This window comes from Corynebacterium sp. NML 150383 (assembly GCF_002285085.1).
Classification (GTDB): Bacteria; Actinomycetota; Actinomycetes; order Mycobacteriales; family Mycobacteriaceae; genus Corynebacterium; species Corynebacterium gottingense.
Genome location: NZ_NSGK01000014.1, coordinates 1 through 25,672 on the forward strand (window position 1 = coordinate 1; position 25,672 = coordinate 25,672).

Here is a 25,672-nt window from a genome sequence, read left to right on the forward strand (position 1 = left end):
TCACAAGCGATGCTACCGGCACACACCAACCACACAAAACGTGCAGCCAGCACAACACAGGCACGCAACCAATCCACAAACAAAAGTACATTGGCACACTATCGAGTTCTCAAACAACACACGCACACCAGACCAACCAGTCAAACACAACCAATCAGTGCTCGGCAGCGGAAAACAACGTTACACACAAGGTAAACAAAAGTCAAAATCGAGGAAAACCTCAACCAAACTCAAGCAACCAAGCCCGCAACACTGTGAAATTATCTCGTTCCCTCCGAGCGACTCACTCGCTCTCGGCAACGAGGAACTACTTAACCACGAACAACACAAACACGCAAACCCCCAGCACACAACAGGTTTTTGGGCAAACGAAAACCGCCAACAGCTCGCTTACACGAAAACTGTTGGCGGTTAGTAGCGGTGAGGAGCTATCCCACCTTCTTGGCACCGGCGAAGTTCTTCTTCCCGCGGCGGAGGACCAGCCACGCGCCGTGCAACAAGTCGTCACTTCCGGGCTTCCATTCCTCGGATGCCACCCGCTCGTTGTTCACGTAGATGCCACCCTCCTTGATCGAGCGACGGGCAGCGCCCTTCGAATCGGCAAGGCCTGCGCCAATGAGCAGGTCAACAATGGTGGTCTCCGCATCGCTGAACTCGAACACCTGGGTCTCCGAAACCGCGGAAGCGAGCGTCTTCTCGTCCAGGTCGGTCAGTTCCGCCCGCCCGAACAGCGCCTGCGAAGCCAGCTCAACAGCTTCGCGGGCTTCGCGGCCGTGAATGAGGTCCGTCATCTCCTGTGCAAGACGCTTTTGAGCCTCACGCTTGAACGGTCGCTCCTCCACCTCAACCGCAAGGCGATCGAGTTCTTCCTGGTCCAGGAACGTAAACCAGCGCAGGTAGCGGATCACGTCGGCATCAGCGGTGTTCACAAAGTATTGGTACCACTTGTACGGGCTGGTCATCTCGGGATCGAGCCACAGCGAGCCGCCACCAGTGGACTTGCCAAACTTCTTGCCCTCGGAGTCGGTGACCAGCGGCACCGTCAGCGCGTGCACCTGCTCGCCGTCCATGCGACGGTTCAAGTCCACACCAGCGACAAGGTTGCCCCACTGGTCACCTCCACCAACCTGCAACACGCAGTCGTGGTTGCGGCGAAGCTGCACGTAGTCATTCGCCTGCAGCAGCATGTAGGAAAACTCGGTGTACGAGATGCCGTCGTTTTCCAGGCGGCGCTTCACCGTGTCGCGGCCAAGCATCGTGGACAGGGAGAAATGCTTGCCCACGTCGCGGAGGAAGTCGATGACCGACATGTCCTTCGTCCAGTCGTTGTTGTTCACCAACAACGCGCCGTTCTCGCCCTCAAAGGAGACGAACCGCTTGAGCTGACCGCTGATACGTCCAGCCCAATCCGCAACTGTGTCGGAGGAGTTCATGGTCCGCTCCCCTACGTCGCGGGGATCACCAATCATGCCTGTGGCGCCGCCCGCCAGCACGATCGGTCGGTGCCCAGCCTCCTGGAAGCGCCGCAGCATGAGCAACGGCACCAGGTGGCCGGCATGCAGCGACGGGCCAGTCGGGTCGAAGCCGCAGTACAAGCTGATCGGCGATTCCGTCGCGGCGCGCAGTGCGTCCAGGTCGGTGGACTGGTTGATCAGTCCGCGCCATTCGAGTTCTTCAACAATGTTTGTGCTCATCGGTGTCCTTCGCGCGTGGAAAAGCGCAGTTGTCTCGGGTAGTTGAATTCAGCTGATGGGGTGAGGTCTTAGGCTGCGGGATAGGGCTCGGCTTCGTCGATAAGCAGCACCGGGATCCCGTCGTCGATGCGATACGCGATGTTGAGGCGCTCGTTGACCAGCAGCTGTTCGTCTTCCCTGTATGTCAGTGGGCCCTTGTCCTTCGGGCAGGCCAGGACGTCAAGGAGTTTCGGATCGAGACTCATGGGGTTCATCCTACTTGTACGGGCTCGTCCCCGACGTGTCGGGATCGGAGGGAGGGTCAACGGCGGCGTCGTCAAGCGAAACGGGCCCCTGCAGCGCCTCCTTGAGGTACGAAGCCTGCGAATCCAGGGCGCGGAGGTTGTTGTCCAGGATGCCGTGCTTGACGCGGTTAACCGCGTCGTACATCGTGCGAAGCGAATCGATGCAGCGCATCGACGCCTCGCGCCCGCGGTACTGGGGCGCCTTGAGGTAGGTGTCGACAACCTCGGGGAGGTAGACCTTTGACACGTTGTACACGGTCTGCTGGTGCTCAGGAGTCGGCGTCAGGCTCTCCCACTGCGAGAGCACGAAGCGAGTAACCGACTGCAACTTCATCGCCTCGTTATACACCGGCGGTGGCACGTTCGCGCGGTGCAGTTTGGCCAGGTTTTCCTTGATTGACTCATCAATCATCGACTCGGTCGAAGTCGTCTCAGCCGCCGGGAGCGCCTTCTGGCTTTTCGACGGCGTGAGCAACGCGCCCGCCCCGTACGCGACTCCGGCGGCGACCGCCCAGGGAATCACTCCGAGCGCCCCCACCAGGCCGAAGACGGCGAACGCCCCGGTGGTGACCGCGGCCGCGATCATGCCGACCTGGTTTTTCGGCGAGGCGAAATAGTCCCATTTACTGGTAGCCACGGATCTCCTTAAACGTCTCGGCCAAGTCGCCGTTCTGGGCGTCGAATACCTTACCGCCGGTGAGCTGAGCCAACTGCTCCATCTCGCCCCGGTTCGCTTCACCGTACAGGATCACAAAGACCGGGATACCAGACCATTCGGGGTGCTGCCCGTAATCCGCAACGAACTGATCGTAGAACGGTTCGGCGGTCGCCTGCCCGTCGGACAGGAGCACGACCGTGGGAGTCCGGGTCTTCTCGTTCTGGTCCTGCGTCGACTCGCTCTTCGCCTTCGCCGCAGCTTGCTGGGTAAGCACCTGCTCAAGCGCGGCGTAGGTCGCGGTGTACCCGCCCGGCTCGAGGTTGTTCACAAAGGCGTCAAGGTTTTCGCGGGACGCGGGGTCCGCATCAGCAATGACACTTGAGGCGCCTTCTTCCAGTGCATCATTGAACGGCAGGAGCTCGACGCTTTCCCTGTCGCGGAAGGAGACATCACCGGTCGACGTGGCAGCAGTGCCGCCGATGAGCTCGTGCATGATCCGCTTCAGCGACGCAAGGCGCTCGCCCTCCATCGAGCCGGAGGTGTCCAGCAGGAATGTCGATTGGCCGGGCATGCGGAACTCGCCGTTGTACTTGTCCAGCAGCTGCGTCGTGACGTTCTCCGTGGCCGGGAACGGCAGCTCGATCGGCGTGTGCCGCGCGAGCTCAGCGGGCAGAGTATCGACGCCCTGCACCGGGCGCCGGTACGTATCCGCCACCTCTTGCTGGTGTTCCTGGAACCAATCCGCAAGCTCACGGACCGCCTCGCCCGAGCCCGTATTCTGCGGGTGCTTGAGCGCACTGAGCGGGTAGTCCGCGGTGATGGTTCCGTCGGCGGGGACCACCACCTCGATGTCCTGCCCTGCCTTCTTCAACTGGAAGAGCGTCGACTCGTAGTTGAAGATCGCGTCCGCCTTCGTCGGATCCTGCGCGAACGTGTCCGCGAGCCAGCCGGAGGACCCAGACGAAACCGTCTGGGAGGAGAAGAACGTTTGCAGCTGCGGGGCGACCCGGTTGATGTCCTCCTCCGTCAGAGCGAGCCCGGTATCGGCCAGCGCCGTCGCGGCGGAGACCACCGTGGAAAAGCCGGAGTTCGACGCCGTGGGGTCGGTCATTCCGAAGGACAGCTCGCCGGCATCGGCGGCGGCAACGAGGTCGTCCCAGGTCGGCGGGTTGTCAACCCAGCCCTTCTGTTGCGCCAGATCGCTGCGAACTCCTAGCGCGATCGGGGAATTGGCCAACGGGTACTGGTCCGCCAGCGCGTCAGAGGCGCCGATCAGGTCCGCGTAGCGGTTGGTGGCAAACCAAGTGGCGTCGTACGTGCCGTCGTACCCACCGTCCTTCAGGCCCTGTGAGTTCTCCAGGGTGCCGCCGTCGTAGCTCACGCTGATGTCCTTACCTAGGTCATCAGCCGCCTCCTGGATCAGCGGTTCAAGATCCTTCAGCTCGGTCGCAGCGAGAATGTGCAGCGATGCATCACCACTCCCACCGGACCCACCCGATCCTCCCAGGCCACCGGATTCACCGCCGAGGTTCATGCAGCCGGCGGTGGCAGTCACCATGAACAGCGCGGAAAGAACGGCAAGTAGTTTCTTCATAGGGTGGCCTCCTCATTGGCTGGTGGTTGTCCGCTGTAGCGTTGCCCGACGGCGTCGAGAAGCTGCTCGAGGCGATCGAAGGTCGGTGGGTCGACACTGTTGACGTAGTCGGACGGCGCGGGCAGTCCGTGCGCTTGGAGCTCGTCCGCGAGCGAGCCGCTCTCAGCCGGGCGAAAACCGTGCTTCGCAGCAAGTCGCTGCAATTCCGGATCAGTACTCAGCAGGCGGCCGAGCTCCTTGCCCTTGTCCGAGATGCCGACGATGCCGTGGTTTGCCACCACGGTCGGCTCGAGGCGCAGGAGGACCATGTCGTCGCGAACGCGCGAGTTGTCCTTCATCTGCTCGCCAAGGAACTGGGCCTCGTAGACCAGGACCAGCGGCGTCGAGCCCATGCCCTGGCTCAGGTAGTCGCGGAAGGGCGCGGAAGAAGACGATTCCGAGTACCCCTGCCCCACGAAGAACGGCGAAATCTTGTCCACCAGTTCCTCGGTGCTCATCCCCGGTTTTTCCTGCTCAAACTGCCAGGTCAGCAGCGAGAGGTACATGGCAGCGGAGTTTGAGGTGCGAATGTCCGTCGTGCTCACCTGCACCTGGCGCGGGGACGGGAAAGTGTCGCCGAGGTCGCGCCACCGCTTCCCGCTCTCCGCGAGCTTGACGTACGCGCCCATGTCAAAGGCGTAGCCGTCGCCCGTGTTGCGCACCACGCCCTCCTGCTCGAGCAGGTCCACGATCGGCTGCCAGGAGGCGATGGCCATCGGGGTAAAAAATGGGTAGTCCACCGAGTAGCTGCCGCCCTGGCTCTTCACCTTTTGGGCTGCCGGTCCGGACGACGGGAAGACAAAGTCCTGCTTGTCCAGGTCAGTGTTCGTCGCGATTTGGCGCGAGCCCGCGGTGGAAAACTTCACGGTGTAGCCGAGCTCCGCGAGCCGGCTTTTCACTTCCGGGTCCTCGAAGTAGTCGCGCTTCTCCGAGCCGATGATGCCCTCTACGGTGGTGGTTCCGGCGCCACCACCTTCGCCGCCTCCGAAGTTCAGCCAGCGTATCGCGTTGTTCTCGCCGCGGGCGTCGCTCAGCGCAAGCCCGATCATCACGATGAGCACAACCGCGATGATGATCGAGACTATTGCAGAGAAAGACCGCTTCCCTCCGTTGGTGTCGCTCATGCACTCAGCATAAGGGCTGGGCGGCTGTGGCGCAGGTCATTGCGCCAATGCCGAGGTTACGCGCCGCGCACCGGCGCCTCCGCCCACGCGCGGAATGCCGCGTTCGCCTCGGAAACGCGCTGCCGCTGCTCGTCCACGCGCACCTTGGCGGTACCGCCGCGGGTATCGCGGGATGCCACGGCCCCGTCGATCGTGAGGACTTCACGGACCTCGGGGGTCAGTCGCTTATCGACGCCCACCAGCTCCTCATCCGTCAAATCGATGAGGTCCACACCACGCTCCTCGGCGATGCGCACACACGCGCCCGACGCCTCGTGCGCTTCGCGGAACGGCACGCCCTGGCGCACCATCCACTCCGCGAGGTCCGTCGCCAGCGTGAAGCCGGCGGGCGCGAGCTCGCGCATGCGGTCCTCGTGGAATACGAGCGTGGAGACGAGCCCGGTCATCGCGGGCAGCAGCACCCGCAGCTGGTTGACCGAATCGATCACCGGCTCCTTGTCCTCCTGCAGGTCGCGGTTGTACGCCAACGGCATCGCTTTCAGCGTGGCGAGCAGGCCGGTCAGGTTGCCCAGAAGACGGCCCGTCTTGCCGCGAGCCAGCTCCGGCACGTCCGGGTTCTTCTTCTGCGGCATGATCGAGGACCCGGTGGACCAGGCGTCGTCAAGCGTGATGTAGCCGAACTCAGGGGTCGACCACGCGATGAGCTCCTCGGACAGCCGCGAAATGTCCACGGCAATCTGGGTGAGCACGTAGGCGGTCTCCGCCGCGAAGTCGCGCGACGCGGTGCCGTCCAGCGAGTTGTCGCATGCGGAGTCGAAACCGAGCTCGGCCGCGATCGCTTCAGGGTCCAGGTGCAGCGACGAACCCGCCAGCGCGCCCGAGCCGTAGGGCGAGACAGCGAGGCGCTTGTCCGCGTCCTGGATCCGCTCAAGATCGCGCAGCAGTGGCTGCGCGTGCGCCAGCAGCGAGTGCGCAAGCAGGATCGGCTGCGCCGCCTGGAAGTGGGTCTTGCCCGGCATGATCGCGTCCGGGTGCGCGGCGGCCTGGTCGACGAGCGCATCGATGAGCGCGCTGACCTCGACGGCCACGCCGCGCAGCGCGTCACGGCACCACATGCGGAACATCGCGGCGACCTGGTCGTTGCGGGACCGGCCAGCGCGCAGCCGTCCGCCCACCTCGGGGCCGACCCGCTCGATCAGTCCGCGCTCCATGGCGCCGTGGACGTCCTCGTCCGTCGGGGCCGGGACAAAGGAGCCGTCCGCCACGTCGCGCCCGAGCTGGTCGAGACCGTCGAGCATGGTGTGCAGGTCAGCGTCGGAAAGCAGCCCTGCCTTGTTGAGCACCTTCGCGTGCGCCTTGGACGCGAGCACGTCGTAGGGCGCGAGGACCCAGTCAAAGTGGGTGGACACGGAGAGCGCGAACATCGCTTCCGAGGGGCCGCCAGAGAAGCGGCCGCCCCACAGCGCGCCTTCGTTGGTCTTGTGCTGTTCCATGCCTACTTTTCCTGCTTCTCCTGGGCGCCGGCCTCGCGGTCGCGCTTATTGGCAATCTGGGAGGACAGTCCGTGCAGGCGCACGAAGCCCTTGGCCAGGGTCTGGTCGAAGGTATCGCCGGTGTCGTAGGTGGCCAGGTTGAAGTCGTAGAGGGAGTGGTTGGAGCGGCGGCCGTTGACGGTCGCCTTGCCCGCGTGCAGCTCCATGCGGATGTCGCCGGTGACGTGCTCCTGGGTGGAGTCGATGAAGGCGTCGAGCGAGCGCTTCAGCGGGCCGAACCAGAGGCCGTCGTAGACCTCCTCGGACCAGCGGGCGTCGATAAGGCGCTTGTAGCGCGCAAGCTCACGCTCAACGGTGACGTCTTCAAGCGCCTTGTGCGCGGTGATCAGCGCAACCGCGCCCGGTGCCTCGTAGACCTCGCGGGACTTGATGCCCACCAGGCGGTCCTCGACCATGTCCAGGCGGCCGATGCCCTGCGCACCGGCGCGACGGTTGAGCTCCTCGATGGCCTCGAGCACGGTGACCTTACGGCCGTCGATGGCAACGGGCTTGCCGCCCTCGAAGGAGATGATGATCTCGTCCGGCGCGTTGCCCATCGCCGGATCCTCGGTGTATGCGTAGAGGTCCTTTGTCGGCGGGTTCCACAGGTCCTCGAGGAAGCCGGTCTCGACGGCGCGGCCCCACACGTTCTGGTCGATGGAGAACGGTGACGCGGCGGACTGCTCGATCGGCAGGTCCTTGCCCTCGGCGTACTCGATTGCCTTATCGCGCGTCCAGGCGAAGTCGCGAGCCGGGGCCACGATCTCCAGGTCGGGGTCCTGGTTGAGGAAACCGACCTCGAAGCGGACCTGGTCGTTGCCCTTGCCGGTGCAGCCGTGGGCGACGTGGGTGCCGCCGTGCTCCTGGGCGGCCTTGACCAGGTGCTTGACAATCAGCGGGCGCGAAATCGCGGAGACCAGCGGGTACTCGCCCTGGTACATGCCGTTCGCCTTGATGGTGGGCAGGCAGTAGTCCTCAGCGAACTCGTCCTTCGCGTCAACGACGATGGACTCGACGGCGCCGCAATCCAGCGCGCGCTGGCGGACGGACTCCATGTCCTCGCCGCCCTGGCCCAGGTCGAGGGCGACTGCGACGACGTCGGCATCAAGCATTTCGCCCAGGTAGGAAATGGCGACGGAGGTGTCCAGACCGCCGGAGTATGCGAGTACGACGCGATTGCTCATGAGAAGTAGCTCCTTCAATAGTGTTCGAGGTTGTTCAAGTTGTGACACACCCGGTTACTGAGGTTACCCGGGGGATGTGTGTTTCCTGTGACCCGCTGCTGCGGAACACGCTATTCGTTGGCGGGGTGCGCGTGGCCGAAGATCTTTTCGCCCAATTCCTTACCGCTGAGCGGCTCCCGAGCCAGGACAAAGATCGTGTCGTCGCCCGCGATGCAGCCCACGACTTCGTCGAGGCCGACGCGGTCGATGTAGCTGGCCAAGTACTGCGCGGCGCCGGGAGGCGTGCGCAAGACCGTGGTGTTGCCGGTGTAGTCCACCGAGACGACGAGCTCCTCGATCATGCGGCGCAGCTTGTCCCGCGGCCCGGTCTGCACGACGGAGAGCGACCCCGTGTCAGAGGTCACCGTGTAATACGCACGGCCGCCCCCAAGGGGACGGATCTTTTTCGCCCCAAGCTCGTCCAGGTCGCGCGACAGCGTCGCCTGGGTGATGTCGATGCCGTCGGCCTGCAAGAATTCGGAGAGTTGCGCCTGCGAAGACACCCGTGTGCTCCCGATGATCTCAAGGATGCGGGCCTGTCGCGCCGTGCGCGATACGGGTTGGGTCATACCTGGTGTTCCTCCTCGTCTTGGTGTTCCATGAGCCACGCCAGCAATGCCTTCTGGGCGTGCAGCCGGTTTTCCGCCTCGTCGAACACGCGCGATTGCGCGCCGTCGATCACCTCCGCCGTGACCTCGTTGCCGCGGTACGCAGGTAAGCAGTGCAAGAATACGGCATCCTCCGACGCGCGTGCCATGACCTCCGCGTTGACCTGGTAGGGCAAAAACGGGGTCCGGCGGTCCAACCCGTCGTCCTCCATGCCCATGGACACCCACGTGTCGGTGATGACCACGTCCACGCCGTCCACCGCGGCCAGGTCGGCGCTCACCGTGACCGTCGCGCCGGTCTGTTCGGCGCGCTCGCGCGCCCGCTGCACAAACTTCTCCTTAGGCTGGAACCCCTCGGGCGCGACGATGGCAATGTCCACACCCGCGGTGGCAAACCCGAGCATGTAGGAATTCGCCATATTGTTGTCGCCGTCGCCCAGGTACGCGGCGCGCAGCCCCTTGAGGCGGCCGAAGTTTTCCTGAATAGTCTGCAGGTCCGCGAGGATCTGGCAGGGGTGCAGGTCATCCGACAGCGCGTTGACCAGCGGGACCGTCGCGGTCTCGGCCATCGCGTGGAAGTTGTCATGCGCGTAGGTGCGCCACACGATCGCATCAACGAACCGGGACAGCACCGCCGCCGTGTCCTGCAGCGTCTCCCCCTTCCCCATCTGGGAGTTGGACGTGTCCGTGATGATCGCGTTCCCGCCCATCTGGTGGATGCCCACGTCGAAGGAGAAGCGGGTCCGTGTGGACGTCTTGTCAAAGAGCACGGCCACAGACTTCGGCCCCTCGAGCGGGCGGTTCGCGTACGGGTCGCGCTTCATCTCAGCGGCGAGCGCGAGCACCTCGGCCTGCTCGTCCGGCGTCAGATCGTCATCAGCCAAAAAGTGCCTGGTCATGAGTCGTTCCTTTCGTTCTCGGTGGCGTCGGCAAACGCGAGCGCGATGCGCTCAACGGCCGCATCAATGTCATTGTCCGTGATGATGAGGGGCGGCGTGAGTCGCACCACGCTTGTCGACGGAGCGTTCACAATCACTCCCCGCTCCAGCCCCTTCGCCACCACGTCCTTGGCCACGGGCCGGTCGAGCACCACCCCGAGCATAAGGCCGCGGCCGCGCACCTCCTGCACGCCGTCCAACGCCGCGACCGACGCAGCGAGCTTCTCCCCCTTGCGGCGCACCTCCGCGAGGAATGCGTCATCAACAGTGTCCAGCACCGCGTTCGCCGCAGCGCAGGCGACGGGGTTGCCGCCGAAGGTCGTGCCGTGCGAGCCCGGGGTGAACAGCTCCGCGGCCTTCCCGCGCGCCAGGACCGCGCCGATGGGCAGGCCGGCGCCGAGCCCCTTCGCCATGGTCACCACGTCCGGGACGATGCCTTCGTGCTGGAACGCAAAGAAGTCTCCGGTGCGTCCGATGCCGGTCTGGACTTCGTCGATAAGCATGAGCGCCCCGGACTCGTCGCACAGTTGGCGGACCTGGGTGAGGAAATGCTCGGGCGCGGGGATGACGCCGGTTTCGCCCTGGACCGGCTCGAGGATGATCGCCGCGGTGTCACCCGGGTTTACGGCCACGAGTTTGCGCAGGTAGTCGGTGTCGCCGTAGGGGTAGAACTCCACGCCGGAGGGCAGGGGCTCGAACGGCGCGCGCTTCTCGGGCTGGCCGGTAAGCGCGAGCGAACCCATCGTGCGGCCGTGGAAACCGTTCACCGCGGCGAGGACGCGCGAGCGCCCAGTCAAGCGAGCAAGCTTGAACGCAGCCTCGTTCGCCTCGCCGCCCGAGTTGCAGAAGAACAGTCGCGCAGCATCGTCGCCACACCGCGCCTTGAGCTTCTGTGCGGCCTGCACCACCGGCTCGGAGGCGAAGAGGTTGGAGACGTGGCCCAGCTTGCCAATCTGTTCGGTGACGGCGTCGATCACCGCCGGGTGGGCGTGGCCCAAGGAGTTGACCGCGATGCCGGCCAACATGTCGATGAACTCGGCGCCCTGCGGGCTAAAGACCCGCGCGCCCTCGCCGTGGGCGAGCTCCACGGGCGGCGTGCCGTAGGTGTTCATGAGCGTGTCGCCCCAGGCCGCGAGCGCTGGTTGCGTGGAGTGCGTCTGCTCGGTCATGCGTTTTCATCCTTCCTGAACACAGTGGTGGCCGTGCCCTCCGGGTAGTTGTTCACGTCAAAAGCATCCGGGAACACCATGGTGCCGATACCGCCCTCGGTGAGCAGCTCCAGCAGCACGGAGTGGGCAATACGGCCGTCAATCACGTGGGCAGCGCGCACTCCCCCTTTCACCGCCGTCAGGCAGGCCCCCATCTTGGGGATCATGCCGGAATCCAGGTCTGGCATCATGCGCTCGAGCTCCCCGACTTGGATCTTGGACAGGAGCGAGTCTTTGTCCGGCCAGTCGGTGTAGAGGCCCTCCACGTTGGTGAGTACAACCAGGCGCTCCGCGCCGATCGCCTTGGCCAGCGCGCCGGCTGCCTCGTCGGCGTTGATGTTGTACACGTCGCCGCCCTCACCTGGCGCGATGCCGGAGACGACGGGGATCCGGCCAGCCTCAATGATGTCCATCACTGCAGAGGGGTTCACGTCCGTGATCGTGCCGACCAGACCGATGTCGGTGGGGTGCCCGTCGACGTCGACAAGCCTGCGCTCCGCGGTAAACAGCCCGGCATCCTCGCCGGAGGTCCCCACCGCGTAGGGGCCGTGCGAGTTGATCTTGCCCAGCAGGTCGCGGCCGACTTGGCCGAACAGGACCATGCGGACCACGTCGAGGATCTCCGGCGTGGTAACGCGAAAGCCCCCAACAAACTTTCCGCCATCGAGGCCCAGCCGCTTGAGCATCGCCGAAATCTGCGGCCCGCCGCCGTGCACGACAACGGGTTTAGCGCCAACCGTGCGCAGAAACACCATGTCCGCGGCGAACGCGGCCTTCAGCTGCTCATCAATCATGGCGTTGCCGCCGTACTTGACCACGACGATCTTGTCACGGAAGTGCTGCAGCCACGGGAGGGCCTCCGCGAGGACGTGTGCGCGGTCCTCGCTGCTGAGATTCTTCAGGGGTTTCAGCGGCTGCGCCGGAGTTGGTTCGCTCATTGCCTCGGTGCCCTTCCTGCTAGGAGCTGTACGCGGAGTTGATCTCCACGTAGTCATGGGACAGGTCGGTGGTGTGGACCGTCGCGGTGCCCGGGCCCCCGGTCCCCAGGTCCACGCGGACGTCGATGTCCACGCCGGAGAGGTCGACATCGCGCGCGCCGGGCGTTCCGGTAGAGCGCTCGCACACCGGCTGCCCGTTGAAGTACACGGCGATGTTCTCGGGGTCCATCGCTGCGTCCGCCATGCCGACCGCCGCGAGTGTGCGGCCCCAGTTCGGGTCGGAGCCGAACATGGCGCACTTGAACAGGCTGTCGCGGCCCAGCGTGCGGGCGGCGTTGAGTGCGTCGTCATCGCTCGCGGTGCCGGTCACCGTGATGTTGACGCGCTTGGTCACGCCTTCGGCGTCGGCCTGCATCTGGCGCGCCAGTGAATCGCACACCGCGTGGATCGCGCGATCCAGCTCGTCCTGGCTCGGGGTAACCCCGCTCGCGCCGTTGGCCATCACGATGACCGTGTCGTTGGTGGAGGTCGAGCCGTCAATATCGACGGTGTCAAACGTCACCTTCGTCGCCTTGCGCAGCGCGGCGTCCAGCGCCTGGGGTGTCGCGGCAGCGTCGGTAGTAATGCACACCAGCATCGTGGCGAGCGAGGGCGCCATCATGCCCACGCCCTTGCCCATCGCCCCGACCGCCCAGCCTTCGCCGTGGTAGCCAGCCTCTTTCCGCACAAGGTCCGTCGTCAAAATCGCGTCAGCCGCCGCCTCGCCCTGCGCCTCGTCGTCGCCGAGCAGGGGCAGCAGCTTTTCGACGCCACCACGCACCTTCCCCATGTCCAGCAGCTCCCCAATCAGCCCGGTCGAGCAGACGGCCACCTCCGAGGGCTCGACACCGAGCGCCGCTGCGGCGAGCGCTTGGGATTCGCGCGCGTCCGCGTCGCCCTGCGCGCCGTTGCATGCGTTCGCGTTCCCGGAGTTGTACAGCACCACGCGCAGCGCACCGTCTGCCAACGCCGCCTGCGAAAGCTTGACCGGCGACGCCTTCACGCGATTGCGCGTAAATACCGCGGCCGCGGCGTCATTCGGGCCGTCGTTGACCACGAGTGCCATGTCCGACTTCCCCGACGGCTTGATGCCCGCCGCAGTCGCCGCAGCGCGGAACCCCTGGGGGGCGGTCACACTCAGTCGGGGCGCTTCGGCGGCATTGTGGGTACTCGGTGATGGGTGTGGGGTTTCCATGGTGTCTCGCTTTCTGTGTAAAGGTCGCCGCGCGGGTGGCGTTGTAGGGATGATCTTCCAGGTGTGCCTGGGCTAGGGGGCGACGCCCTGTCGTGGCAGGCCGGCCGTCTCGTCCAGTCCGAGGGCGAGGTTCATGCACTGCACTGCCGCGCCGCCGGTGCCCTTAGTCAGGTTGTCAATGGCGGACGTGGCGAGCAGTACTCCGGCGCCCTCGTCGACCTCAACCTGAACGTGGCACGTATTTGCACCCACGACGTGCTGCGTCTGCGGGTGCGCGCCTTCCGGGAGGACGTGCACGAACGGTTCGTCGCCGTACGCCGACTCGTACGCCGCGCGAGCGGTGGCGGCGTCGATCCCGCTGCGTAGCGGCATGGTCACGGTGGTGAGAATGCCGCGCGGGAGCGGTGCCAGGACCGGGGTGAAGCTCACGGTGACGTCCTCATCCGTGGCCTCGGCGATGTTCTGCGCGATCTCCGGGGTGTGCCGGTGCGCGCCTGCGGTCTTGTACGTCTTGAGCGAGCCCATCGTCTCTGCGCCGAGCATGGCGACGGACGCTTTCTTGCCGCCGCCCGAGACCCCGGTGATAGCCACAACGCGGAGGTCGGGTACCGCCAACCCCGCTGCAACGGCCGGGTAGGCGGCGAGGGTCGCACCCGTTGGGAAGCAGCCGGGTACGGCGACGCGGGTCGCGCCGCGCAGCTGGTCACGGTGGCCGGGCATCTCCGGAATACCGTAGGGCCAGCTGCCCGCGTGCGCGGAGCCGTAGTAGCGCTGCCACGCGGCGGCATCACGGAGACGGAAATCCGCCGCGCAATCGATCACGATCGTTGTGTCCGGCAGCTTCGCGCCAATTTCAGCTGAGAAGCCGTGCGGCAGCCCGAGGAAGACGACGTCGTGCCCGCCGAGCGCCTCCACAGAGGTCGGCTCGATGACCCGATCCGCCAACTGCGGCAGGTGTGGCATCAGCTCGGCGACGGACTGCCCCGTCGTGGAGTTTCCGGTCAGTGCGCCGATAGTGAGGTCGCCCGACTCGTACAGGGGGTGGCGCAGGAGCAGGCGGAGGATTTCTCCGCCTGCGTACCCCGTCGCCCCGGCGACTGCTACGTTCAGTGTCATACAGACACCCTACGCTTTTATGCAGTCGGCTGCAAATTATTCATTCTTGGTTTAGCCACGCATCTCGGCGCCGAAGCGGGCCTTGGCCGCCTCCGCCGCCGCGAGGCGGGCCTCGGAAGCCTCGTCCTCGGTGAGCGTGCGGTCCGGTGCGCGGAACACCAGGCCAAACGCCAGGGACTTCTTGGCTTCGCCGAGCTGTTCGGAGCGGTAGACGTCGAAAAGCGTGACGCCCTCGAGCAGCTCACCTGCCCCCTCTTCGAGGACCCTGCGGACCTCCTCGGCCGGCACTGCCTCGTCGACGACGAGCGCGATGTCCTGGTGCAGCGCCGGGTAGACGGAAAGGATGGGGGCCGGGAGGACCTCCGCAAACGGCAGCGCGGAGAGGTCGAGCTCCATCGCGCACACGCGCGGCGGCAGCTCGAGCGCCTCCAAGATCTGCGGGTGGAGCTCGCCGGCGTGCCCCACGACGGTCTCGCCGACGCGCAGCTCAGCGCAGCGGCCCGGGTGCCACGGCAAGTACTCCGCAGCAGCAACCGTGAGCTCAACGCCTGCGGCGCGGGCCACAACCTGCGCCGACTCGAGCGCGTCTGCCCAGGTGTAGGCACGAGCCTGGCCGAACGGGCCTGCCTCCTCGGCGTTGCCCAGCGCGACGGTTGCCACATGCAGCGGCTGGTGCGGCACCGAATCCAGGATGCCGGAGATCGTCGCCCCGTCGGGGCGAGCTTCCACGCTGGGCAGCGGCGAGGCTTCCGCGCGCTTGAACGCCGTTTGCGCCACCGAGTACATCGCGACGTCAGCGCGACCGCGTGCCACGTTCTTCCCCACGGCCTCGAGCATCGCCGGCAGCAGCGTCGTGGCGAGCACTCCGTAGTCAGTATCCAGCGGGTTCTGCACCTTCACGGTGTTGCGACGCGGGTCGTCCTCGTCCAGGCCCCAGGTGTCGAAGGTGCTGTTTGCCATGAACGGGGTGGGGATAATCTCGGCGTAACCGGCGTAGGCCAACGCGTGCGTCACGGCGCGGCGGCGCTGCTGCGCCGGAGTCAGACCGCGGCCACCGCGCGGGGTGGGCAGGAGAGACGGGATGTCGTCCAGCCCTTCCAGGCGCACGATTTCCTCGATCAGCTCGACCGGGACGGTGAGGTCGCCGCGCCAGGTGGGCGGGGTGACAGCCAGGATGCCCTCGGCCGCCTTCTCCACGGCCTCCACGGCGCAGCCGACCTCCTCCAAGCGGCGCACGACCGTCTCCTCGGCGTACTCGACGCCGATGAGCTTGGACGGCGCGGCCACCGGCAGTTCAATGGCCTCGCGCTGCGGGACCGCGCCGACGAGGGTGCGTCCGGACGCGATCTCGCCGCCAGCGATGCTGGTCAGCAGCGCGCACGCAACGTCCAGGGCTACCTCCACGATGGCCGGGTCGACGCCACGCTCGAACCGGCGCGACGCCTCCGAGCTCAGCTTGTGGTGGCGCGCCGTCTTCGCCACCGTAAGCTCGTCCCAGTTGGCGGCCTCGAAGTACACGTTTACCGTCTCGTCCGAGATCTCAGAGGTGACGCCACCCATCACGCCCGCGAGGGACTGGATGCCTGCGTCGTCGGTGATGACTACGTCGGAGTCCAGCAGGGTGCGCTTCGTGTGGTCCAGCGTCTCAAACTCCTCGCCCGCCGACGCGTTGCGCACGTGCAGGTTGCCGGAGATCTTGTCCGCATCAAAGGCGTGCATCGGCTGGCCGAGGAGCAGCATGACGTAGTTGGTCACGTCAGTCGCCGCGTTGACGGAGCGGATGCCGGAGAGCATGAGCTCGCGCTGCATCCAGAACGGGGCCTTCGCTGCCGGGTTAATGCCCTCGACCTTGGCCAGCCCGAAGCGGCGAGCGCGGGTGGAGTCGTCCACGGTGACGTCGATAAGCGAACCCTGCGCTGCGGGGACCTGCGAGGTGTCCACGGCCGCGACCTGCGGGTCCGCGGCGGGATCGGTGAACGTGAGGTCGAACGCGGAGGCGATCTCGCGGGTCAGGCCGCGCGCGGAAAGCGCGTAGCCACGGTCTGGGGTGATGTTGACGTCAAAGATCGTGTCATCGAGCTGGAGGATCTCGCGGGCATCATCGCCCGGCTTGCCCATGCCCTCGGGCAGGGTAATGATGCCGTCACTCTTCGTGGTCATGCCGAGCTCCGCGGCGGACGCCATCATGCCGTTGGAGATGTGGTCATAGGTCTTGCGCGCGGAGATGGCGAAGCCACCCGGCAGGACCGCGCCCGGCAGCGCTACCACGACGTAGTCGCCAAGCGCGAAATTCCGCGCACCGCAGATGATGCCCTGCAGTTCGCCGGTGCCGTTCGCATCTCCCACGTCAACCTGGCAGTGCCGGATCGGCTTCTTAAACCCGGTGAGCTCTTCGATCTCGGCGACGCGCCCCAGCACGAGCGGGCCAGTGGTTTCTTCGATCGGCGCGTAGCCCTCCGTTTCGAAGCCGACGCGGACGAAGCCTGCGTCCAGCTCGTCGTCAGTGACGGTCCAGCCCTCGTTGCCCGCGTTGTGCAGCAGGCGGGTGATCCAGTTCTTGGAAATCAGCATTGTTGTCCTTGTCCTTTCTCTCCTATTGCCTGCTTACGCCTGCACGCCGAACGGCAGGGTGAAGCGCACGTCGCCTTCGACCATGTCGCGCATGTCCGTCAGCCCGTTGCGGAACTGCAGGGTGCGCTCCAGGCCCATGCCGAAGGCGAAGCCCTGGTACTCCTCCGGATCCACGCCGACAGCGCGCAGCACGTTTGGGTTGACCATGCCGCAGCCGCCCCACTCGATCCAGCCTGCGCCGCCCTTCTTGTTTTCAAACCACACGTCCACCTCAGCGCTCGGCTCCGTGAACGGGAAGTAGTTCGTACGCATGCGGGTTTTCGCCGTCGGCCCGAACAGCGTCTTGGCCAGGTGGTCCAGGGTGCCGCGGAGGTGCGCCATGGTCAGCCCCTTATCCACGGCCAGGCCCTCAATCTGGTGGAACACCGGGGTGTGTGTGGCGTCAAGCTCGTCGGTGCGGAAGACGCGACCCGGGCACGCGATGTACAGCGGAACGTCACGGTCCAGCATGGAGCGCACCTGCACCGGCGAGGTGTGCGTACGCATGACCTGTTTGGAGCCCGGCTCACCAATGTAGAAGGTGTCCTGCAGGGTGCGCGCGGGGTGATCCGGGATGAAGTTGAGCGCGTCAAAGTTGAAGTATTCCGCCTCAATCTCCGGCCCCTCGGCGATTTCCCAGCCCATGCCGACAAAGATGTCCGCAATCTGCTCGCTCAGCGTGGTGATCGGGTGCATCGCCCCGACCTGACCGCGAGTCGTCGGCAGCGTGACATCCACCGCTTCTTCCTTGAGCTGCTGCGCACGGTACTCGGCCTCGCGCAGCTCGCGCAGCTGCGCAAAGCGCTTCTCCACGCGCCCGCGCGCCATATTCACCATCCGACCAGCGTCCTTGCGCTGGTCCTTCGGAAGGGTGCCCAGGGCCCGCCGCGCCTGCGGGATAAAGGCCTTCTCCCCCAGATGCTGCCTATGCGCCTCTTCCAGCGCCGGCAAGTCTGCCGCGTTTTCAAACGCTTCGATCGCCGCCGCGGCAGCGCTGTCTAGCGCTTCCTCGGTCAGTTGAATCTCCGGGGTCTCGGACACGCTCGTCCCTTCCACTTGTCTGGTGATATTTCAGCGCACACAAGCATACCCGGGCGCACACATCAATTGTCCGACGCCTGCAGAGACAACTTCGAGGGCGCACACGGCCCGACGCGTCGCCTAATGCTGGCCGAGCACCTTGGAGGACTCCCACATGCACATTGCTGCAGCAGTGGCGAGGTTCAATGACTCCGCGCTTCCCTTGATTGGAATTGCCACCCGGTGGTCAGCCAGTTCCAGGATCTCGTCGGGGAGCCCGTGCGCTTCGTTGCCGAAGAGCCACGCAGTCGGTTTCGCGAGCACCTCCCCCGCTGCGTCGAGGGAGACTTCACCGTCCATGGCGGTCGCGACGATTTGCAAGCCTTTGGCGCGCAACTGACCCAGGACGTCCTTGATGTTTCGTTCGCGGGCCACGGGGAGGTGGAACAGCGAGCCTGCGGAAGCGCGCACAACCTTGGAAGATTCCGGGTCCACCGTCTCTCCGGCAAAGATCACGGCATCCGCGCCAGTCGCATCGGCGATACGGATGATGGTGCCCGCGTTGCCTGGGTCGTTCGTTTCCACTCCTACGGCGACGAACTCTGGGGTCCCGCGCAGCGCCGCTCCGACAGTCCACAGCGACGGCTTGCACACGGCGAAGAGCCCGGTGGTGTGGACCGTATCAGACATGTGCTTCGCCGCCTGATCAGTAATGGCGTGGGTGAACACGTCCATGTAGTCCGCCGTGGTGATGATGTCCGCGAACTCGTCTGCGGCACGCTCTGTGGCAAAAAGATCGGTGGCCGCGCCCGTCGCCACGGCCGCCTCCACTGAGTTTGCGCCTTCCACCAAGAAGCGGTTCGCCTTCTTTCGGGCCTGCGCCCGGTGCAGCTTCGCCGCGTTGACGACTCGGGGGGTGCGCTCAGTAAAGGGTTGCGTGAAATCGAGGCTCATGGCCTTAGATTCTACCGGCGTGCTACCGCAACAACGGCACGCCGTCCGCGTCCGTGGAGTAGAAGCCGCTGCGCGTGCAAATTCTGACGAGGTCGCACAGCACCCAGATCCCCAGCACCCCAAACACGACAAAGCCAACCAAGAAGAACGTCGTCAACCAGCCGAAGAAGTGGAGCCCCAATTGGACAAGCCCCCGCTTGGTGTACCCCAAGTAAAAATTGTGCACACCGAAAAGCCCAAAGAAAAGGCACAGCAGGACAGCAAGGGGCCATGCGCGGGGCTGCCTCACAGGCTGCACGGATGCGGTTGAGGAGCGAAGTGTTTCGAAGTGATCCGACAGCGCGGGAGCGCTCGCGCTACCGGGTCTGCCGCCGTAGAACTGCCGGGTGCGCGCCCACTCGTTGGCAGCCGCGCCCTGCTCGTCCCAGTACCAGTCATCTGCACCATTGCCGTGTCCACTGGGGTACCCGCTCCCGTAGGGTCCACCGGTGTTGTTGTTGCTGCCGTTGTCATAGGGGTTCGTCATGTCTCACACCTTACTCAGGCACCCGAACACGCCCGGGCACGCGAAACGCCCACCCCGACCCGTTCGCAAGCGCGAGGGTGAGGTGGGCGTCGATAAGCGAAGGGTGCTTACGCAGCCTTCGGAGCGTTCACGTCCTCCGGGAGGGCGTTCTTGGCAATCTCGCAGATCGCGGAGAACGCAGCGAAGTCGTTGACGGCAAGCTCGGCGAGGATCTTGCGGTCGACCTCGACCTCGGCCAGCTTCAGGCCGTGGATGAGGCGGTTGTAGGTGATGTCGTTGAGACGAGCAGCGGCGTTGATGCGCTGGATCCACAGCTTGCGGAACTCACCCTTGCGCTTACGACGGTCGCGGTACGCGTAGGTCTGGGAGTGCAGCCACTGCTCCTTGGCCTTGCGGTACAGGCGGGAGCGCTGGCCGCGGTAGCCCTTCGCGGACTTGAGGATTGCGCGGCGCTTCTTCTTGGCGTTGACTGAACGCTTCACACGTGCCATGAGTCAAACTTCCTTTACTTATTCGGTATTTGTGCTGGTTACGGGGCGCTGGTTGAACTATGCGCGGCCAAGAAGGCGCTTCATGCGCTTCTGATCTGCCCGTGCGACGTCGGTGGTGCCGGACAGCTTGCGGCGACGCTTGGAGGACAGCGACTCGTTGAGGTGGCGCTTGCCGGCCTGCTCGCGGCGCAGCTTGCCCTTGCCGTTGACCTTGATGCGCTTTGCGGTGCCCTTGTGGGTCTTCTGCTTCATGGTAAAAGCCCTTCAGAGTTGAAAATGTGTGCTACTTCTTGCCCTTGCGAGCCGGCCCGAAGACCATCGTCATGTTGCGACCGTCCTGCTTCGGACGAGACTCGACCACGCCCAGCTCACCGATGTCGTCTGCAAGACGCTCGAGGAGGCGGTAGCCGAGTTCCGGACGCGACTGCTCGCGGCCACGGAACATGATGGTCACCTTGACCTTGTTGCCCTTCTCCAGGAAGCGCTCGACATTGCCCTTCTTCGTCTGGTAATCGTGCTCATCGATCTTCGGGCGGAACTTCTGTTCCTTCACCACGGTCTGCTGCTGGTTCTTGCGAGCCTCGCGGGCCTTCTGATCCTGCTCGTACTTGTACTTGCCGTAATCCATGATCTTGGCCACGGGCGGCTTGGCCTTCGGCGCGACCTCGACCAGGTCGAGGTCCGCGTCGTACGCCAACTTGCGGGCATCATCCGTGCGGACAATGCCCACCTGCTCGCCGGACGGGCCGACGAGGCGAACTTCCGGTACGCGGATTCGTTCGTTGATCCGAGCTTCAGCGCTGATGAGAACTCCTAAAGACGAGAATGACAATGTGATCGCTACCAAGCCCCAAGCGACGTCATCCCACACGAAAAACCCGCTAGCGTTTACGCCAGCGGGAGTTCATCCGTTCAGCACAACACACGTCTCGCGTGTGCCATACCGTTGACCCGTATCCTGCGCTGCTGCGCGGCGTGGGGTGGGAGTAACTCCACTTGCGGCCCGTACACCTGAATCAGGAGCACTGGGCGGTAGTGGTGCATATGCTAGCAGCCGTTGTGAGAGACACCAAATCGCACGCCGAGACGGGCTATTTCGATTCTCCGCACCCCGCCCCGGCAGCTAGTGCAGGACCTTTTGCAGGTACTCGCCCGTAAACGAACCTTCCACCGCTGCCACGTCCTCGGGCGTTCCCTGCGCAACCACGGTGCCGCCGCCGGAGCCGCCCTCCGGGCCCATGTCGATGATCCAGTCGGCGGACTTTACAACGTCGAGGTTGTGCTCGATAACCAGGACGGTGTTGCCCTTCTCCACCAGGCCGTTGAGCACGAGCATCAGCTTGCGAATGTCCTCGAAGTGCAGGCCGGTCGTCGGCTCGTCCAGGATGTAGATGGTGCGGCCGTTGGATCGCTTTTGTAGCTCGGTTGCCAGCTTCACGCGCTGCGCCTCGCCGCCGGACAGGGTCGTCGCGGACTGTCCCAGGCGGACGTAGCCGAGGCCGACGTCGACAAGCGTGGCGAGGTACCGGTGAATGGAAGAAATCGGTTCGAAGAACTCGGCGGCCTCGGAGATCGGCATCTCCAGCACCTCCGCGATCGTCTTCCCCTTGTAGCGGACCTCGAGGGTCTCCCTGTTGTAGCGCGCGCCGCCACACACCTCGCAGGGCACGTACACATCGGGCAGGAAGTTCATCTCGATCTTGATGGTGCCGTCGCCGCGGCAGGCCTCGCACCGGCCACCCTTGACGTTGAAGGAGAAGCGGCCCGCCTTGTACCCGCGCACCTTCGCCTCCTGTGTTTCGGCAAAAAGGTTGCGAATCTTGTCAAACACGCCTGTGTACGTCGCCGGGTTCGAGCGCGGCGTGCGCCCGATCGGGCTCTGATCTACCTGGACCAGCTTGTCCAACGAGTCCAGCCCCTCCACGCGCTTGACGCGGCCGGGAACCTGGCGGGCGCCGTTCAGTTCGTTCTGCAGAGTCTTGGCCAGGATCTCGTTGACTAGGGTGGACTTGCCGGAGCCGGACACGCCCGTCACCGCGACGAGCAGGCCGAGCGGAATCTCCACGCTGACGTTATTCAGGTTGTTCTCGCGGGCCCCGACCACCTTGATCTTCCGGTCCTTATCCAGCGGTCGCCGCTGCGCAGGCACCTCGATCTTCTTGCGGCCGGCGATGTAGTCGCCGGTGAGCGAGCCTTCCGCCTCGACGAGTCCGTCGGGCTCGCCCTGGTAGACCACCTCGCCGCCGTACTCACCGGCGCGCGGGCCGATGTCGATGAGCCAGTCCGCCTCGCGGATCGTGTCCTCGTCGTGCTCCACCACCACGAGTGTGTTGCCAAGGTCACGCAGCTTCTTCAGCGTGGCGATGAGCCTGTTGTTGTCGCGCTGGTGCAGGCCGATGGAGGGCTCATCCAGCACGTACAGCACGCCAGCAAGTCCCGAGCCGATCTGCGTGGCCAGGCGGATACGCTGCGCCTCGCCGCCGGAGAGCGTCCCGGCGGAACGCGACAGCGTGAGGTAGTTCAGGCCCACGTCCAGCAGGAAGTGGAGCCTTGCCTGGATCTCGCGCAGCACGGCACCGGCGATCATCTCCTCGCGGTACCCCAGCACCAGGTGGTCCAGGTATTCCGACGCGTCCTCGATGGACAGCTCGGTCAGCCCGGCAATCGAGCGCTCGCCGTGCGTCGTGGAGTCCAAGCGCACCGCCAGGATCTCTGGCTTCAGGCGTGCCCCCTTACACGTCGGGCACGGGACCTCGCGGGTGTAGGCGAGCAGGCGCTCCTTCTGCGTGTCCGTCTCCGCCTGCTCGAGCTTCCGCTCCAGGTAGCCGATCACGCCTTCGTACGCGGCGCTAAAGGAGCGCTGCCTGCCGTAGCGGTTCTTATACCGCACGCTCACCTTGGTCTTCGAACCGTTGACCAGGTGCTTCTGCTGCGTCTTGGTCAGCGAGGAAAACGGCACGTGCGCGTCGAAGCCTTCTTCCTTGGCCAGCGCCTCGATGAGCCGCACGAAGTACTTCTTGTTCGGGCTCGAGTTCCACGGCTGGAACGCGTCGACCGCGGGGGCGTCCGGGTCCGGGATGACCAGGTCGGTGTCAATCTCCTTGCGCATCCCCAGGCCGTCGCAGGCCGGGCACGCGCCGAACGGGGAGTTGAAGGAGAATGCGCGGGGCTCGTACTCCTCCACGTCTAGCTTGTGTCCGTTCGGGCAGGCCATCTTCTCCGAGAAGATCTGCACGCGATCCGGGTCGTCCGCGTCCAGGCCGACGAAGTCGAACCCGACGAGCCCGTCGGCCAGCTTCAGCGCGGTCTCGACGGAGTCGGTGAGGCGCTGCTTCTGGCTCTCCTTCACCTGCAGGCGGTCCACGACGACGTCGATCGTGTGCTTGATCTGCTTCTCCAGCTTCGGCGGTTCGGAGAGCTGGTAGGTCTCCCCGTCCACGTTCACGCGGGAATAGCCCTGGGAGGCCAGGTCTGCGAACAGGTCCTGGAATTCGCCCTTGCGCTTGCGCACGATCGGCGCGAGCACCTGGAACTTCGTGCGCTCCTCGTACTCAAGGACCTGGTCGACGATCTGCTGAGGCGTCTGCCGCTGGATCACCGCGTCGCACACCGGGCAGTGTGGCGTCCCCGCGCGCGAGTACAGCAGACGCAGGTAGTCATAGATTTCCGTGATCGTGCCCACGGTCGAGCGCGGGTTGCGGTTCGTGGACTTTTGGTCGATGGACACCGCGGGGCTGAGCCCGTCGATGTAGTCCACGTCCGGCTTGTCCATCTGCCCCAGAAACATGCGGGCGTACGAGGACAGGGACTCCACGTACCGGCGCTGGCCTTCCGCAAAGATCGTGTCGAACGCCAGGGAAGACTTGCCCGAGCCGGAGAGCCCGGTAAACACGGCCATCTTGTCTCGCGGTAGCGAAATGTCGACGCCCTTGAGGTTGTGTTCGCGCGCGCCGCGCACGGTCAGCCATTCAGCCACGTCACCACGTCCCTTCCCTAGCGGTTCTCTGTGGGGTTCAGTCCTAGAAACTACCAACTCGGGCCACCCCCGAGCTATTCCCGCCCGGCTACGCTGGGGCACCATGACGCTTTCATTGCACCAGATTTCCGTCTCCGAGATGGACAACAACTGCTACCTCATCGCTTCCCAGGGCAAGGGGCTGCTTATCGACGCCGCCGCCGACCCCGCCGCACTCCTCTCCCTCGCCAGCTACGCAGGCGTAGAGATCACCGACGTGCTCACCACGCACCGCCACCACGACCACGTCCGCGCGCTCAAGGAGGTCCTCGACGCGACCGGCGCGACGCACTGGGCACCGTTCCTGGACGCCCCGGCGCTGCCGGCGCCGGTGGACCGCGAGCTCAAGGACGGCGACACCCTCGAGTTCGACGGCCACCAGTTCCCCGTCATGATCCTGCGCGGCCACACCCCCGGCGGCGCGGCGCTCGCGGCGGAGATCGACGGCGCGACGAACCTCTTCGTTGGCGACTCCCTCTTCCCCGGCGGCCTGGGCAAGACGGCCTCCGAGGGCGATTTTGTCCGCCTGTTCAACGAGGTGAAAACCAAGCTGTTCGACGCCTACGCGGACGACACCATCGTCCGCCCAGGCCACGGGAAGCCGACGACGCTGGGCGAGGAACGACCCCACCTGGATGAGTGGTGGCAGCGTCGCTGGTAGCCGAGCGTTTTTCACCGAGTTTCCCCGATGAGACCGGAACGTAAGTACAGTTGTGCCCAGAAGAGTCCCGCTGTGGGCTCCAGCATGAACCTGAATAAACCACGATCAAATGAAAAGGACTGGTTTGCAAGATGATCCGTAAGATCGCTCGCCCGATGTTGGCGTCCGTTTACATCATTGACGGCGTTGAGACCGCGCTGAACCCGGCGTCGCACAAGGACGCTGCGGACTCCGCACTGAAGAAGGTGCGCTCCGTACTGCCGCGTCAGTACCGCAGCTTCCTGCCGAAGGACCCGGAGACCGCCGCCCAGATCGTGGGTGGCGTCAAGGCCGGTGCCGGTAGCCTCTTCGCCATCGGCAAGATGCCGCGCACCTCCGCGTCCCTGCTCGCCCTCTCCACCGTCCCGTCCCTGATCGGGCGCAACGCGTTCTGGGAGGCAGATGATGCGGACGACAAGGCCCGCCGCCGCACCGGCGCGCTGACCGATGTCGCACTCGCAGGCGGCGTCCTGCTGGCTACCGTCGACACGGCCGGCAAGCCGGGCCTGCAGTGGCGCGCGCAGAATGCCGCAAAGGTTGCGCGCAAGAACGTCCAGCAGGCGCTGCCCACTCAGTCCGAGACCGAGAAGACCATGAGCAAGGCCAGCGACTGGTTGTCCGACACCACCGACCAGGTCACCAGCCAGGTCACCAGCTACGTCGATGACAACAAGGACGACTGGAAGAAGGCTGCCTCCCACGCCACCGAGGTAGCCGGCGACTGGTTCGAGGACGCAAAGAAGCAGACCTCGAAGTTCCTCGCTGAGACCTCCGACCGCGCGCAGGACGCGTACAAGGACTTCGACGCGGAGAAGCTGATCGAGCAGGCTACCCCGTCCAAGCTCGAGCAGTTCCAGGCCAAGCGCAAGGTCCACGGCATTGTCGGCGACCTGCAGGGCTCCATCGATGACCTTCGCCCGAGCACCCTGGAGAAGCTCTCCGCAAAGCACAAGGTGAAGAAGAACCATGCGAAGCTGGAAAAGAAGGCACAGGGTTCCGTCGATAAGCTGCAGGCTGCGTTTGACAAGCTCGACGCTGACCCGTCTTGGATTCAGAAGCTGAAGTGGAAGCGCAAGGCGAAAAAGGCCGAGAAGCGCGCCAAGAAGTCGGTGAAGAAGCTGCAGAAGAAGCTGGGCTAATCCCCCGCTTTCGCGCACCGCGGCCCC

General features: G+C 65.0%; 24 protein-coding genes. 3 read left to right on the top strand and 21 right to left on the bottom strand.

Features of this window, described 5'->3' with window-relative positions; translation table 11 throughout:
* Positions 1–415, top strand: a 415-nt coding sequence (locus CKJ85_RS12275; protein ID WP_233127054.1) for a hypothetical protein, incomplete at its 5' end; no start/stop codon positions are given.
* Positions 416–428: 13 nt separating this feature from the next.
* Here the strand turns inward: CKJ85_RS12275 and tyrS are convergent.
* The 21 genes from tyrS to uvrA all read right to left on the bottom strand — a co-directional run bounded on the left by tyrS (position 429) and on the right by uvrA (position 23,767).
* Complete coding sequence (tyrS, locus tag CKJ85_RS10975; protein WP_095554342.1) at positions 429–1,694, bottom strand: tyrosine--tRNA ligase; 1,266 nt, start codon at positions 1,692–1,694, stop codon at positions 429–431.
* Positions 1,695–1,762: 68 nt separating this feature from the next.
* A complete protein-coding gene (locus CKJ85_RS10980) occupies positions 1,763–1,939 on the bottom strand; it encodes a Trm112 family protein (protein ID WP_095537049.1) in 177 nt (58 codons plus the stop codon).
* Between the two features lie 10 nt (positions 1,940–1,949).
* Positions 1,950–2,615: a hypothetical protein gene (locus CKJ85_RS10985; protein ID WP_095554343.1), complete on the bottom strand. Its 666-nt coding sequence runs from the start codon at positions 2,613–2,615 to the stop codon at positions 1,950–1,952.
* A complete protein-coding gene (locus CKJ85_RS10990; RefSeq protein ID WP_095554344.1) occupies positions 2,602–4,230 on the bottom strand; it encodes a VWA domain-containing protein in 1,629 nt (542 codons plus the stop codon). The genes CKJ85_RS10985 and CKJ85_RS10990 overlap by 14 nt, the downstream gene beginning before the upstream one ends.
* The gene (locus CKJ85_RS10995) at positions 4,227–5,393 is read right to left on the bottom strand and encodes a hypothetical protein (protein ID WP_095554345.1); all 1,167 of its coding nucleotides are present in this window, start codon (positions 5,391–5,393) and stop codon (positions 4,227–4,229) included. The genes CKJ85_RS10990 and CKJ85_RS10995 overlap by 4 nt, the downstream gene beginning before the upstream one ends.
* Positions 5,394–5,449: 56 nt before the next feature.
* On the bottom strand, positions 5,450–6,886 hold the full coding sequence (gene argH / locus CKJ85_RS11000; RefSeq protein WP_095554346.1) for an argininosuccinate lyase: 1,437 nt from the start codon (positions 6,884–6,886) through the stop codon (positions 5,450–5,452).
* 2 nt (positions 6,887–6,888) lie between these two features.
* On the bottom strand, positions 6,889–8,109 hold the full coding sequence (locus tag CKJ85_RS11005; RefSeq protein WP_095278850.1) for an argininosuccinate synthase: 1,221 nt from the start codon (positions 8,107–8,109) through the stop codon (positions 6,889–6,891).
* A 110-nt stretch (positions 8,110–8,219) separates the two neighbouring features.
* On the bottom strand, positions 8,220–8,717 hold the full coding sequence (locus tag CKJ85_RS11010) for an arginine repressor (RefSeq protein WP_095278849.1): 498 nt from the start codon (positions 8,715–8,717) through the stop codon (positions 8,220–8,222).
* Positions 8,714–9,655: an ornithine carbamoyltransferase gene (gene argF / locus CKJ85_RS11015; protein ID WP_095554347.1), complete on the bottom strand. Its 942-nt coding sequence runs from the start codon at positions 9,653–9,655 to the stop codon at positions 8,714–8,716. Before argF ends, CKJ85_RS11010 begins: the two co-directional genes overlap by 4 nt.
* Entirely contained in the window at positions 9,652–10,863 is a 1,212-nt protein-coding gene (locus CKJ85_RS11020) for an acetylornithine transaminase (RefSeq protein WP_095554348.1), read from the bottom strand. Before CKJ85_RS11020 ends, argF begins: the two co-directional genes overlap by 4 nt.
* Entirely contained in the window at positions 10,860–11,840 is a 981-nt protein-coding gene (gene argB / locus CKJ85_RS11025) for an acetylglutamate kinase (RefSeq protein ID WP_095554349.1), read from the bottom strand. The genes CKJ85_RS11020 and argB overlap by 4 nt, the downstream gene beginning before the upstream one ends.
* Before the next feature lie 19 nt (positions 11,841–11,859).
* Positions 11,860–13,074 carry a bifunctional glutamate N-acetyltransferase/amino-acid acetyltransferase ArgJ gene (gene argJ / locus CKJ85_RS11030; RefSeq protein WP_095554350.1) on the bottom strand — a complete coding sequence of 405 codons (1,215 nt, stop codon included), beginning with the start codon at positions 13,072–13,074 and terminating at the stop codon, positions 11,860–11,862.
* Positions 13,075–13,146: 72 nt separating this feature from the next.
* Positions 13,147–14,190: an N-acetyl-gamma-glutamyl-phosphate reductase gene (argC, locus tag CKJ85_RS11035; RefSeq protein ID WP_095554351.1), complete on the bottom strand. Its 1,044-nt coding sequence runs from the start codon at positions 14,188–14,190 to the stop codon at positions 13,147–13,149.
* A 51-nt stretch (positions 14,191–14,241) separates the two neighbouring features.
* Entirely contained in the window at positions 14,242–16,761 is a 2,520-nt protein-coding gene (gene pheT, locus CKJ85_RS11040) for a phenylalanine--tRNA ligase subunit beta (RefSeq protein WP_095554352.1), read from the bottom strand.
* A 33-nt stretch (positions 16,762–16,794) separates the two neighbouring features.
* The gene (pheS, locus tag CKJ85_RS11045) at positions 16,795–17,841 is read right to left on the bottom strand and encodes a phenylalanine--tRNA ligase subunit alpha (RefSeq protein ID WP_095554353.1); all 1,047 of its coding nucleotides are present in this window, start codon (positions 17,839–17,841) and stop codon (positions 16,795–16,797) included.
* 120 nt (positions 17,842–17,961) lie between these two features.
* A complete protein-coding gene (locus tag CKJ85_RS11050) occupies positions 17,962–18,774 on the bottom strand; it encodes an RNA methyltransferase (RefSeq protein ID WP_095554354.1) in 813 nt (270 codons plus the stop codon).
* A gap of 22 nt (positions 18,775–18,796) precedes the next feature.
* The gene (locus CKJ85_RS11935; protein WP_143340201.1) at positions 18,797–19,300 is read right to left on the bottom strand and encodes a TM2 domain-containing protein; all 504 of its coding nucleotides are present in this window, start codon (positions 19,298–19,300) and stop codon (positions 18,797–18,799) included.
* Positions 19,301–19,407: 107 nt separating this feature from the next.
* Positions 19,408–19,791 (bottom strand): 50S ribosomal protein L20, encoded by a 384-nt coding sequence (gene rplT, locus CKJ85_RS11060; protein ID WP_095278839.1) that lies wholly within the window; start codon positions 19,789–19,791, stop codon positions 19,408–19,410.
* A 57-nt stretch (positions 19,792–19,848) separates the two neighbouring features.
* On the bottom strand, positions 19,849–20,043 hold the full coding sequence (gene rpmI, locus CKJ85_RS11065) for a 50S ribosomal protein L35 (protein ID WP_095278838.1): 195 nt from the start codon (positions 20,041–20,043) through the stop codon (positions 19,849–19,851).
* A 31-nt stretch (positions 20,044–20,074) separates the two neighbouring features.
* Positions 20,075–20,623: a translation initiation factor IF-3 gene (infC, locus tag CKJ85_RS11070; RefSeq protein WP_205691350.1), complete on the bottom strand. Its 549-nt coding sequence runs from the start codon at positions 20,621–20,623 to the stop codon at positions 20,075–20,077.
* Between the two features lie 291 nt (positions 20,624–20,914).
* A complete protein-coding gene (uvrA, locus tag CKJ85_RS11075) occupies positions 20,915–23,767 on the bottom strand; it encodes an excinuclease ABC subunit UvrA (protein ID WP_095536865.1) in 2,853 nt (950 codons plus the stop codon).
* A 103-nt stretch (positions 23,768–23,870) separates the two neighbouring features.
* Here uvrA and CKJ85_RS11080 point away from each other — a divergent pair, with 103 nt between their 5' ends.
* A complete protein-coding gene (locus CKJ85_RS11080) occupies positions 23,871–24,467 on the top strand; it encodes an MBL fold metallo-hydrolase (RefSeq protein WP_198947168.1) in 597 nt (198 codons plus the stop codon).
* 131 nt (positions 24,468–24,598) lie between these two features.
* On the top strand, positions 24,599–25,645 hold the full coding sequence (locus CKJ85_RS11085) for a DoxX family protein (RefSeq protein ID WP_095536487.1): 1,047 nt from the start codon (positions 24,599–24,601) through the stop codon (positions 25,643–25,645).
* Positions 25,646–25,672: the final 27 nt, after the last annotated feature.

Coding starts and splice junctions, on each gene's coding strand:
- CKJ85_RS11020 (WP_095554348.1), bottom strand. CDS start 10,863: ATGACCGAGCAGACGCACTCCACGCAACCAGCGCTCGCGGCCTGGGGC.
- CKJ85_RS11080 (WP_198947168.1), top strand. CDS start 23,871: ATGACGCTTTCATTGCACCAGATTTCCGTCTCCGAGATGGACAACAAC.
- argH (WP_095554346.1), bottom strand. CDS start 6,886: ATGGAACAGCACAAGACCAACGAAGGCGCGCTGTGGGGCGGCCGCTTC.
- CKJ85_RS11050 (WP_095554354.1), bottom strand. CDS start 18,774: ATGAGCCTCGATTTCACGCAACCCTTTACTGAGCGCACCCCCCGAGTC.
- CKJ85_RS10990 (WP_095554344.1), bottom strand. CDS start 4,230: ATGAAGAAACTACTTGCCGTTCTTTCCGCGCTGTTCATGGTGACTGCC.
- CKJ85_RS10980 (WP_095537049.1), bottom strand. CDS start 1,939: ATGAGTCTCGATCCGAAACTCCTTGACGTCCTGGCCTGCCCGAAGGAC.
- CKJ85_RS11010 (WP_095278849.1), bottom strand. CDS start 8,717: ATGACCCAACCCGTATCGCGCACGGCGCGACAGGCCCGCATCCTTGAG.
- argB (WP_095554349.1), bottom strand. CDS start 11,840: ATGAGCGAACCAACTCCGGCGCAGCCGCTGAAACCCCTGAAGAATCTC.
- argJ (WP_095554350.1), bottom strand. CDS start 13,074: ATGGAAACCCCACACCCATCACCGAGTACCCACAATGCCGCCGAAGCG.
- CKJ85_RS10995 (WP_095554345.1), bottom strand. CDS start 5,393: ATGAGCGACACCAACGGAGGGAAGCGGTCTTTCTCTGCAATAGTCTCG.
- rplT (WP_095278839.1), bottom strand. CDS start 19,791: ATGGCACGTGTGAAGCGTTCAGTCAACGCCAAGAAGAAGCGCCGCGCA.
- rpmI (WP_095278838.1), bottom strand. CDS start 20,043: ATGAAGCAGAAGACCCACAAGGGCACCGCAAAGCGCATCAAGGTCAAC.
- pheT (WP_095554352.1), bottom strand. CDS start 16,761: ATGCTGATTTCCAAGAACTGGATCACCCGCCTGCTGCACAACGCGGGC.
- CKJ85_RS11935 (WP_143340201.1), bottom strand. CDS start 19,300: ATGACGAACCCCTATGACAACGGCAGCAACAACAACACCGGTGGACCC.
- argF (WP_095554347.1), bottom strand. CDS start 9,655: ATGACCAGGCACTTTTTGGCTGATGACGATCTGACGCCGGACGAGCAG.
- tyrS (WP_095554342.1), bottom strand. CDS start 1,694: ATGAGCACAAACATTGTTGAAGAACTCGAATGGCGCGGACTGATCAAC.
- CKJ85_RS11005 (WP_095278850.1), bottom strand. CDS start 8,109: ATGAGCAATCGCGTCGTACTCGCATACTCCGGCGGTCTGGACACCTCC.
- argC (WP_095554351.1), bottom strand. CDS start 14,190: ATGACACTGAACGTAGCAGTCGCCGGGGCGACGGGGTACGCAGGCGGA.
- CKJ85_RS11085 (WP_095536487.1), top strand. CDS start 24,599: ATGATCCGTAAGATCGCTCGCCCGATGTTGGCGTCCGTTTACATCATT.